Source organism: Arenibacter nanhaiticus (assembly GCF_900141935.1).
In the GTDB taxonomy this organism is placed as follows: Bacteria; Bacteroidota; Bacteroidia; order Flavobacteriales; family Flavobacteriaceae; genus Arenibacter; species Arenibacter nanhaiticus.
On the sequence record NZ_FQYX01000022.1, the window covers coordinates 71893 to 81450 of the forward strand.

The window sequence follows — 9558 nt, forward strand, 5'->3', positions numbered from 1 at the left end:
CTCAATTTATATTTTTTATAATTTTACTAAAAACTAAACTCTATATTATGAATTCATCAACTTCATCAGCGAAATCGATTTCGTTAGCCGAATACGGTATCGATAGTAAACTGATCCACTATCAATTATCACCATCGAAATTGCACGATATGTCCGTTGAAAGGGGTATGGGACAAACCTCTTCCACTGGTGCCCTTGCTATTAATACCGGCGAGTTTACTGGGCGTTCGCCCATGGATAGGTTTATTGTAAAAGATGAAATTACCCAGGACAAGGTGTGGTGGGGAAAGGTCAATATCCCCTTCGAAAGCGATAAGTTCGATGCCCTTTACGACAAGGTGATAAAATATCTTAATGAAAAGGAAATATTTGTCAGGGATTGTTTTGCCTGCGCAGATAAGGACTATAGATTAAACATTAGGGTGATCAACGAGTATCCATGGTCCAATATGTTTGCTTATAACATGTTCTTAAGACCAACAGAAGAAGAGTTGCTGAATTTTGATCCGGAATGGACGGTGGTCAATGCCCCCGGTTTTATGGCCAATGCCGAAGAGGACGGTACCCGTCAACACAATTTTGCGATTTTAAATTTCACCCGAAAAATTGCCCTTATAGGAGGTACCGGATATACCGGGGAAATTAAGAAAGGTATTTTTTCGGCTCTTAATTTTATTCTCCCAGTATATAAAGACACCCTTCCAATGCACTGTTCTGCAAATGTGGGCGAAAATGGCGATACAGCCATATTTTTTGGTTTATCGGGAACGGGAAAAACTACCTTGTCAGCCGATTCGAGTCGAAAACTTATTGGAGATGACGAACATGGATGGACGAAAGAGAATACGGTGTTTAATTTCGAAGGAGGCTGTTATGCCAAGGTAATTAACCTTTGTAAAGAGAACGAGCCCGAAATATTTGGTGCTATTAAAAAAGGGGCCCTCTTAGAAAATGTAATTTTAAACGCCCAAGGGGAAGTTGACTACAGTGACGTGTCCATAACCCAGAATACAAGGGTTAGTTATCCCATCTATAATATAGAAAACATACAGGTGCCTTCCATAGGAAAGAACCCTAAGAATATTTTCTTTTTAACGGCCGATGCTTTTGGCGTGTTGCCCCCCATTTCTAAATTGACACCCAGCCAGGCCGCCTACCATTTTATTTCGGGCTATACCGCAAAAGTGGCAGGTACAGAGGCAGGGGTGGTAGAGCCTGTGCCATCATTCTCTGCTTGTTTTGGGGCACCGTTTATGCCATTGCACCCAACGAAATACGCCGAAATGCTGAGTGCTAAAATGAAGGAGTCTGGCGTAAATGTATGGCTGGTGAATACTGGCTGGACCGGTGGTCCCTATGGCGTAGGTACTCGTATGAAATTAAAATATACCCGGGCCATGATTAATGCCGTCCTAAATGGGGATTTAGGATTGTATTGTTACGACAAATATCATATTCATTCCGTATTTGGTACCGCGCAGCCCAGGGAATGCCCCGGGGTGCCCAGTAGTGTCCTAAGTCCAAGGGCCACCTGGAACAATGATGAGGCCTATTATAAGACAGCCTTTAAATTGACGAATGCCTTCCGAGAGAATTTTAAAAAGTTCGAAGCGTATGCCAATGAAGAAATCAGACGTGGCGGACCACAACGATATGGCTTTTAAAACAAAAACCCCCGAGGCTGGCCTCGGGGGTTTATTTTAACTGTTCGCGAAGTGTTAAGCCTGTAATAGCTTTGTAGCTTCCTGGTTTATTTTTTGTTGACGGAAGTAATATACCGTTGTAGCGCCATAGTCATAGAAGGGGTCTCCGGAGTGGGCGCTTGTATGTCTATTCGCAATCCGGCCTCATTGGCGGCTTTAACGGTAGAATTACCAAATACGGCAATCCTAGTGTCGTTTTGTTTAAAGTCCGGGAAGTTCTTTAATAAAGATTCTATTCCAGATGGACTAAAGAAAACAAGGACATCATAATATACGTCCCTTAAATCCGATAGATCGCTGATTACGGTTTTATAGAATATTCCCCTTGTCCAATTAAGGCCAAGATTATCCATAGTTTCGGGTACGATAGGCTTAAGTACATCGGAAGAAGGCAATAAGTATTTTTCGTCCTTATACTTTTTTAATAGCACACTCAAGTCAATAAAATTCATCTTACCAACATAAATTTTACGCTTTCTGTATACTACATATTTTTGTAGGTAGTATGCTACGGCTTCGGACTGACAAAAGTACTTTAAAGTATCTGGTACTTTAAACCTCATTTCTTCTGCAATTCTAAAAAAATGGTCCACTGCATTCCTGCTGGTCAGGATGATCGCGGTATAATTTTTTAGATCTATCTTTTGTGCCCTTACTGTTTTAGCATCTACCCCTTCCACATGGATAAAAGGTCTAAAATCTACCTTTATTTTCTCTTTATCAATAAGTTTTGAATAAGGCGAATTTTCCATCTTAGGCTCCGGCTGAGAAACCAAAATTGTTTTTACTTTCATAGGCATCAGTCTTTTAAACAACCCCAAATTATCAATAAAGGAGCTATTTCAAGAGCGCAAAGGTACAAAATAAAATACACAAAATTACTAGCTATAAACTTTTGATGATTTCTTAATGCCGTAATCCACCCCATGATATGGATCAATAAAATCAATATAAAACTTATAATAAGGATTGTTTTGGACTGTTTATATACGAAATTGAGCAATAAATTGGCCATTAACATCAAGAGGCTGCTGTAATTTAAATAGGTTAATTTTTTAAAAATTATTTCAGAAATAATACTCTTTGAATTAAAGATAAATCCGTTCGCAATTTGTAAGAAAATCTTGGAAGTCAAAAATAATAACAGGGCCATCAATATAAAACCGTAAACCTTAAATTCATGGGCTCCGAAAGGATCGTAATAAATATGATAGGCAAAATAAATTAACAGTGCGGAATTAAGGATCTGAAACAGACTAAAAAAAAGGTTGAAGCCGCTAAATATTTTGTCTTTTTTACTGTATAAAAAAATATATTTATTGTTGAACGGTAAAATAATAAAATTCATAAACCGTGAATAAAAAGAACTCTTTGCCAAGATCATAAAAACGATACTGGTAAAGATTACCGCTGTAATCCAGTCTATTGAGTAGGGCGTTCTTAAAATGGGTTCCATCAATACGGGTTTTTAATTTTCTCGAGGCCCTAAAATTAAACTATTCCTATAGTATAATCCTAAAATAAGTATTTGCTTCTATTTTTAATAGGACAAAAGTTAAAAAAAATGTCCTCCTAGCCCTAGTACGGTCATTAGGGAAGGGAATAAGTTATAAAAAAAGGGAAGTGCAAATACCGAAAGATTACAAGGCCATACTTTATAAGATTCTTGGCGTGACACTTTTTAAATTAATCATAAAACCATCCTGATATTTCGCTACAGATTTTAAAATACTATTTTTGCTTAAATTGCAATATATAGATGGCAGATAGTTTGGTCATTATACCTACATTCAACGAGATTGAAAACATAGAACTTATTATTCGAGCTGTTTTTGGGTTGAAGAAAAAATTTCATATCCTGATCGTCGACGATAATTCTCCCGATGGCACTGCCGAAGCTGTAAAAAAAATGCAGCAATTTTTTGGAGATCGCTTATTTTTGGAAGTGAGACAAGAAAAATTCGGGTTGGGTACCGCCTATATTCATGGGTTTAAATGGGCTATAGAACGAAAATACGATTACATTTTTGAAATGGATGCCGATTTCTCTCACGACCCAAAAGACTTAATACGGTTGTACAACTGCTGTAAAAAGGGAGCCGACGTAGCGGTAGGGTCGCGGTATAAGAAGGGAATAAATGTAGTAAATTGGCCCTTACATAGAATATTACTGTCCTATGGGGCCTCTTTTTACGTAAGGTTAATAACAGGAATGAAAATATACGACCCTACTGCAGGATTTGTTTGCTATAAACGAAAGGTACTAGAAACAATAAGACTCGATTCTATTAGGTTTATTGGGTATGCCTTTCAGATCGAAATGAAATTTAGGGCCCATCTTCAGAGGTATACCTTAGAAGAGGTGCCTATTATTTTTACGGATAGGATAAGAGGAAAATCAAAAATGAGCATTTCTATTATCGGAGAAGCCGTATTTGGCGTCATACAAATGAAAATTAGAAGTGTATTTCAAAAAAGGAAATTTTAATATGGGCAAAATACTTATAAAGAACGCTAAGGTTGTTAACGAGAATAGAATATTTGAAAGTGATATTTTATTGGAAGATGGCATAATACTGAAAATTGAGAACCAAATTTCAGACGATTCAGCAAAAGTGATCGATGTTAGCGGCAAGTATGTCCTTCCTGGGGTGATAGACGATCAGGTACATTTTAGGGAACCAGGGCTTACCCACAAGGGAAATATCGCCTCAGAGAGCAGGGCGGCGGTAGCCGGGGGAATTACAACCTATATGGAACAACCCAATACCAATCCGCAAACCACCACCATTAAGGCCCTTGAGGAAAAATTTGCCCTGGCCAAAAATACTTCCTTTGCCAATTATTCATTTTTATTCGGTGGTACCAACGACAATTTAGAAGAACTAAAAAGATTGGATAAAAATGCCTGTTCGGGGGTGAAACTTTTTTTGGGTTCTTCCACAGGAAATATGTTGGTCGATAATGAGGAGGTTATCGAGAAAATATTTAGCAATACTGACATGGTAATTTCTGCCCATTGCGAGGATGAAACAACCATTAAAAATAATTTGGCGGCCTATAAGGAACAATATGGCGATGATATTCCTGTGAAATACCATCCGCTGATCAGAAGTGCCGAAGCTTGTTACCTGTCCTCTTCAAGAGCCATTGCCCTTGCGGAGAAAACAGGAGCCAGATTTCATGTTTTTCACCTGTCAACAGGAGTGGAGACCACATTGTTCAGGAACGATATTCCGCTAGAAGAAAAGAAAATAACGGCAGAAGTTTGTTTGCATCACCTGTGGTTTTCGGATGAGGATTACCAAACTAAGGGGAATTTCATCAAATGGAATCCCGCGGTAAAAACCGCTGCCGACAGACAACAGTTGTGGGAAGCATTGCTAGACGATCGTATAGATGTAGTAGCTACCGATCACGCTCCACATACCTTGGAAGAAAAGAACAATCTATATACCTCGGCCCCGTCTGGCGGACCATTGGTACAACACGCCCTGCCCGCCATGTTGGAAAACTATCACTCAGGGAAAATTTCTTTGGAAAAGATAGTAGAGAAAATGTGCCACAATCCATCAAAATTATTTCAAATAGAAAAACGTGGCTTTATTCGCGAAGGTTATTTTGCCGATCTGGTAGTGGTAGACCTTCAGGAAGCATGGACGGTCTCCAAAGCTAATATCGCTTACAAATGTGGCTGGTCTCCTTTTGAAGGGAATACCTTTAAATCTAAGATAACCCATACCTTTGTAAACGGTCATTTGGCTTATGAAAACGGTCGTTTTTCGGAAGAAAGAAATGCCAAAAGACTCACCTTTAATAGATAGTCATGAAAAAATATCTTGTAGCATTTAGTATGGTTTTTATGTTTTCCTGTGGCCAAAAAAAGGTTATTGAGAAGCCAGCGAACCTTATTCCCGAGAAAGAAATGAGTGACATCCTTTACGATGTGGCCATATTAAATGCTGCCAAGGCTATTAATACCTCTATTTTACAGGAACAAGAAATAGACCCTATGGCCTATATCTATGCCAAATATGAAATAGATAGCCTGCAATTTGTGAAAAGTGATGCCTATTACGCTTCAATTCCCTTGATATACGAAAATATTTATACATCCGTAGAGACAAGGCTAGTGGAAGCGCAAAAGGTCATTGATGACGAAAAATTAAAAAAGAAGGAAGAAGATTCCAATAAATCCAAGGAAAGCTTAAAGAAGGCAACGAACAAATAAACGAAGACTGCTTTTTTGTGTTTATGCTTGTTCTTCCAGAAATTTTTCACAAGAAAATTTAATGGTATCCGTTAATGGTTCAAAGGCGAAATCTAGATGCGCCTTTGCTTTGTCATGACTATAAAGCTGTTGCTTTCTGAGGGAACTTACCTTGTTTTTACTAAGTTTTCGTCCTTTTTGCGTCAATAATGATCGCAACCAATCTAAACGCCATAAGATTTCCAATTGCCATAATGCAATTTTTTTGGTGGGGCCTGGTTTCATTAATCCCTTACTTATCCTATCCAAGATTTCCTTGTAACTGGCATTTTCTGCTACGGCAATAAATCGCTGGTTGGTTATGGTAGAATTCATTAATTGCACCATAAGGCGTACCACGTCTTGAATCCCTACAAAGCCAGTTCCTCCGGGAGGGTAATATTTTTGGCCCTTATAGGCAGTCTTAAAAAATAGGCCGCTGCCGCTATTCCAGTAGCCAGGGCCTAAAATAACGCCCGGATTTACGATAACGACTGGGATGTTCTCTTGAGAACCTCGCCAGACCTCTAATTCCGCATCCATTTTTGTTAACGCATAGACACCGGAATTTTGGTCTTGCCAATCTGTTTCTTCAGTAGCTCTTTGGTGGTTCGGAGTTTTGCCAATGGTAGCAATGCTGCTTACATAACAAAGTTTTTTTACATTCTTGGCAATGCATAAATTAACAATGTTCTTGGTGCCCTCATGGTTTACCTTTTTCAGTAACTCATACTCCCTAGGGTCAAAAGAAACTAAGGCCGCACAATGGTATACCCTCGAAACCTTTTCAAAAGCAACCTCCAAAGCCGGAATGTCGCTCAATTCTGCCTCGACCCATTGAATTTGTTTAAACAGTATATGGGCATTTGGGGTATAATACCCGAAGATCTTTTCGACGCCTTTTAGGTCGCTTGTTTTTCTATGGATTGCTTTAACCGTAGCACCAGATTGCACTAATTGCAAAAGAAGATGTGCTCCCACTAAACCGGTACCTCCTGTAACTAAAATCATGGCCCAAATTTACTTAATTGAATGGATAAAATAGCCCTTGAACGGACTTATTGTCTCTTAGCTTAAAATTCCATTAAAAAGAACTAAAACCTACTCTTTTGGGCAATCATATTCTTAGAGGTGTCGGAAACAATCCAAGGTTTGCTTTTTTATCAATGATAAGCCCAAAAAGGAAAAAAATGAAAGGAGTTCCCTGGGTTTCATCGGGCTAAAGCGTAGTTTTTCTTTTATATTTGCAGTTATTATTGAAAATAATATAATTAGGATGACTTCAAATTTTGTAGAAGAGTTGACTTGGAGAGGGATGTTGCACGATGCAATGCCCGGTACCGAAGAACATTTATTAAGCGGAATGCAATCTGCGTATGTAGGGATAGACCCTACGGCAGATTCCTTGCATATAGGCCATTTAGTAGGGGTAATGATGTTGCGTCATTTTCAATTGGCAGGTCATAAACCTTATGCTTTAATTGGAGGGGCAACAGGAATGATCGGTGATCCTTCTGGGAAATCTACAGAAAGAAATTTATTGGATGAGCCTACCTTGCGCCATAACCAGGAAGCCATAAAAAATCAATTATCCCGCTTTTTAGATTTTAACAGTGATAAGGACAACAAAGCCATACTAGTCAATAATTACGACTGGATGAAGGATTTTTCCTTTTTGGAATTTATTAGGGATGTTGGAAAACACATTACGGTCAACTATATGATGGCCAAGGATTCTGTGAAGAAAAGATTGACGGCCGAAGCTAAAGAAGGGATGTCTTTTACAGAGTTTACCTATCAGCTGGTACAAGGCTACGATTTTTTACACCTATATAGAACCCATAACTGTACCCTTCAAATGGGGGGGAGCGACCAATGGGGGAATATTACTACCGGAACAGAATTGATCCGTAGAATAGGCGGCGGAAAAGGATATGCCCTTACCTGTCCCCTAATTACAAAGGCCGATGGTACTAAATTCGGGAAATCCGAAGGAGGAAACATTTGGTTGGATGCCGAAAGAACTTCACCTTATAAGTTTTACCAATATTGGTTGAATACTTCCGATGAAGATGCAGAAAAATATATAAAAATATTTACCTTTTTAACGAGAGAGGAAATAGAAGGACTGGTAAAAGAACATCGTGAAGCTCCGCATTTAAGGGTTCTTCAAAAACGCTTGGCAGACGAAGTAACCCGTATGGTACATTCACAAGAAGAATTGGATAACGCCATAAAAGCGAGTAACATTCTCTTTGGAAAGTCTACTTCGGAAGATTTGAAAAAACTGAACGAAAAAACCTTTTTAGATATCTTTGAAGGAGTGCCACAAGCAGAAATAGCTAGGGAAGCGATAGAAAACGGCTTGGATATGATAGGTGCTTTGGCTGCAAAAACAAACTTCTTAGGTTCTAATGGAGAGGCCAGAAGAGAATTAAAACAAAACTCCATTTCCGTGAATAAGGAAAAGGTAAAAGAAGACTACAGTATTACCGCATCAGACCTTATCAATGATAAGTTCGTTTTATTGCAGCGCGGTAAAAAGAACTATTTTGTGTTGGTGGTATCCTAAGGGGCCAATAAATATACATAGAAGGTTTATTTTTTATTAATATAGCTCGTAAGCTTTTAGGATAAAGGGTTCCGTTTAAAATTTAAATATCATATGAAGAAGTGTTTATTATTACTGAGTTTGATTGCCGTTTTTAGTGGTTGCGATACATTAGATGAGCTTACCAAGTTTGAAATGGATTTCAATCAAAGGGTAGTGATTCCGTCGAGCACACGCACTAGTTTGCCTTTTGATATTTATACTCCTGAAAAAGAAACTAACTCAGAATCGGAGTTTGCAGTAAACGATACGCGAAAAGATCTTATTGAAGAAATTGTCCTGAGGAGCTTAACGATGAAAGTAACAGAGCCTTCTGGGGCGGACTTTAGTTTTTTAGAAGCTATAGAGGTGTACATTTCTGCCGGGGATTTGCCGGAAATTAAAATTGCTTGGAACGAAGCAGTTTCCGAAAACGCAACCGGGGAATTAGAACTCATTACTTCTAACGCTGACCTAAAAGATTATATAAAAAAGGATGCCTATACCCTAAGGCTTAAAACGGTGACCGATGAGGTGCTGACTTCAGATCATGAAATAGCGGTAAAATCGGTTTTCTTCGTGGATGCCAAAATTTTAGGGCTATAAAAAAATCTCGCCTGGGTCAATACCTACAGAGCAATAATATACATCCTCCTAATTTTTTAGGGGGATGTTTTTTTTAAAATGGTTTCGGATCAAGCACAAAAGTTGTGTGTGAATTGAAATAGGAGTTCGATATTTGCAGAAAAACGAACAGCATTGGAATTATCTATCGACCTATTAAAGCTTATACTGCCTGAACTATTAATAACCCACTTTAATCTTGTCTCCCATAAAACAGAAGATGGTACCCTTCATTTATATTTTGAAGAAAAGAAGGATACCCCTAAAGAGGAAAAACATCGCATTTTAATAGGTCATGGCTTTCATAAGGAGATCGTCGTCCAGGATTTCCCATTACGAGGAAAATCAGTCTTTCTCCACATTAAGCGCCGCCGTTGGCTGGACAAGGCCAC

The 9558-nt window shown here is 38.6% G+C and carries 10 protein-coding genes; 7 read left to right on the plus strand and 3 right to left on the minus strand.

Annotated features, from left to right (window positions below; translation table 11 throughout):
• Positions 1-47 precede the first annotated feature (47 nt).
• Positions 48-1664, plus strand: a complete 1617-nt coding sequence (gene pckA, locus BUA16_RS13025) for a phosphoenolpyruvate carboxykinase (ATP) (protein WP_072765191.1) — start codon at positions 48-50, stop codon at positions 1662-1664.
• Between the two features lie 86 nt (positions 1665-1750).
• Here the strand turns inward: pckA and BUA16_RS13030 are convergent, their stop codons facing one another.
• Together BUA16_RS13030 and BUA16_RS13035 are read right to left on the minus strand one after the other, a co-directional pair.
• Positions 1751-2497 carry a uroporphyrinogen-III synthase gene (locus BUA16_RS13030; RefSeq protein ID WP_072765205.1) on the minus strand — a complete coding sequence of 249 codons (747 nt, stop codon included), beginning with the start codon at positions 2495-2497 and terminating at the stop codon, positions 1751-1753.
• A gap of 5 nt (positions 2498-2502) precedes the next feature.
• Complete coding sequence (locus BUA16_RS13035; protein WP_072765192.1) at positions 2503-3159, minus strand: DUF4271 domain-containing protein; 657 nt, start codon at positions 3157-3159, stop codon at positions 2503-2505.
• Between the two features lie 303 nt (positions 3160-3462).
• On the opposite strand from BUA16_RS13035, the gene BUA16_RS13040 reads away from it, so the two are divergent.
• Genes BUA16_RS13040 through BUA16_RS13050 form a run of 3 tightly spaced genes read left to right on the plus strand, consistent with a single transcriptional unit; the run spans position 3463 to position 5934 of the window.
• On the plus strand, positions 3463-4191 hold the full coding sequence (locus BUA16_RS13040) for a polyprenol monophosphomannose synthase (protein ID WP_072765193.1): 729 nt from the start codon (positions 3463-3465) through the stop codon (positions 4189-4191).
• A 1-nt stretch (position 4192) separates the two neighbouring features.
• Positions 4193-5527, plus strand: a complete 1335-nt coding sequence (locus BUA16_RS13045; RefSeq protein WP_072765206.1) for a dihydroorotase — start codon at positions 4193-4195, stop codon at positions 5525-5527.
• 2 nt (positions 5528-5529) lie between these two features.
• Complete coding sequence (locus BUA16_RS13050; protein ID WP_072765194.1) at positions 5530-5934, plus strand: DUF4296 domain-containing protein; 405 nt, start codon at positions 5530-5532, stop codon at positions 5932-5934.
• Positions 5935-5955: 21 nt separating this feature from the next.
• Here the strand turns inward: BUA16_RS13050 and BUA16_RS13055 are convergent, their stop codons facing one another.
• Positions 5956-6963, minus strand: coding sequence for an SDR family oxidoreductase (locus tag BUA16_RS13055; protein WP_072765195.1), 1008 nt, complete (start codon positions 6961-6963; stop codon positions 5956-5958).
• Between the two features lie 265 nt (positions 6964-7228).
• Between BUA16_RS13055 and tyrS the strand changes: the two genes are divergently transcribed.
• From tyrS to BUA16_RS18865, 3 genes are all read left to right on the plus strand, one after another.
• Entirely contained in the window at positions 7229-8524 is a 1296-nt protein-coding gene (tyrS, locus tag BUA16_RS13060) for a tyrosine--tRNA ligase (protein ID WP_072765196.1), read from the plus strand.
• 93 nt (positions 8525-8617) lie between these two features.
• Complete coding sequence (locus BUA16_RS13065; RefSeq protein ID WP_072765197.1) at positions 8618-9148, plus strand: hypothetical protein; 531 nt, start codon at positions 8618-8620, stop codon at positions 9146-9148.
• Between the two features lie 153 nt (positions 9149-9301).
• Positions 9302-9558, plus strand: a 257-nt coding sequence (locus tag BUA16_RS18865) for an ISAon1 family transposase N-terminal region protein (RefSeq protein ID WP_072765207.1), incomplete at its 3' end; no start/stop codon positions are given.